The organism is Pseudoalteromonas neustonica (genome assembly GCF_001653135.1).
GTDB lineage: Bacteria > Pseudomonadota > Gammaproteobacteria > Enterobacterales > Alteromonadaceae > Pseudoalteromonas > Pseudoalteromonas neustonica.
On sequence record NZ_BDDS01000058.1, the window covers coordinates 1 to 1460 of the forward strand.

Here is a 1460-nt window from a genome sequence, read left to right on the forward strand (position 1 = left end):
AAGTTTGCCCAACTTGGCTTGTTCGTGATGCTAAAGCTCAGCGTATCACCGTCCATGTCTTGTGCGCTTGGTGTAAAGCTATACGCTTCATCCTCGTTCACTTGCGTTGCGGGTATCCCACTGATACTTGGTGCATCATTGGTATTGATTACCGTAATGCTAAATGGCGCTAAGCTTTGCGTTTGCGTGCCATCACTCACACTGATAATTATATTGCTGTAACTGCCTACTTGCTCATTCAGCGGGGTGCCGCTTAATTCGCCCGTTGCGCTGTTAAAGCTTAACCAACTTGGTTTGTTACTGATACTAAACGTTAAGGTGTCGTTGTCTGTATCACTCGCTGTAGGGATAAATTGATAGCCGCTGTCTTCGTTCACTGACGTCGCAGGCGTACCACTTATCAACGGTGCGTCATTAACGCTCGTCACTGTGATGGCGATATTCGCCACCTCTGAATTTAACTCGCCGTCATTGGCGACAACGCTGACTGAGTCACTGCCATTAAAGTCACTGTTTGGTGTGTACACCAAACTATTGCCCGTTAAGCTTACGCTGCCATTGACCGCATCCGTCACCACGGTATAACTCAGGCTTTGCCCTTCAATGTCTTCGCCCGATAAGGTCACGGTTAATGCCGTGTCTTCATCTGTTGAGACTGCTTGCCCTGCGAGCGTTGGCTTGTCGTTAATCGGGGTTATCGTTAATGATACGGTGACTTCATCCGAATCAACCTCGCCATCATTGGCCACAAACGTAAAGCTGTCTGCGCCATTCGCGTTCGCTGTCGGGGTGTAAAGCCAGCTGTCATTACTTTGTTGGATTAGGCTTCCTTTTGTTACCTCATCCACAATGCGATAGCTCAGTGTATCTTGGTCTACATCTGTCGCGACTAACGTCAATAAGATTGAACCATCTTCATCCAGTGTTTGCGCTTGTGCGCTGGCCACGGGTTTGTCGTTCACTGACGTTACTGTCATCGTCACTGTGGCAACATTTGAAACTGCACCTTGGCTGTCTTTTACTGTGTAGGTAAAGCTGTCGTCACCAAAGAAGTTGGCATTGGCTGTATAAATAATCGCCCCTGCACTGGTCACTTGCGTTTGCCCGTTCGCTGCATCACTCACAATTGTTACACTGCTTGCATCCAGACTGTCGCCTTCATCTACGTCACTGTCATTACCCAGTACGTTGACCTCAAACTGCCCTTCCTCTTGCAGTTGCGCCGTATTATCAAGCGCAACTGGTGCGTCATTAATAGCGTTAATCGTCAGTGTCACTGTGGCTGCTTGTGAGGCTAGCCCTTCACTGTCTGTCACTGTGTAAGTAAAGCTGTGAACGCCATTTATATCCGCTTTTGGCGTGATGGCTAAACTACCATCTAAATTCACGCTGACACTGGCAAAGCTGTATTCACCGACGCCATCGCCTTTATCTTCTAACAATACATTCGCGCCGTTAAA

The 1460-nt window shown here is 48.1% G+C and carries 1 protein-coding gene; it reads right to left on the reverse strand.

Going from position 1 to position 1460, the window contains the following annotated elements; translation table 11 throughout:
• On the reverse strand, positions 1–1460 hold a 1460-nt coding region (locus A7967_RS22055), incomplete at both ends, for a tandem-95 repeat protein (protein ID WP_157756449.1).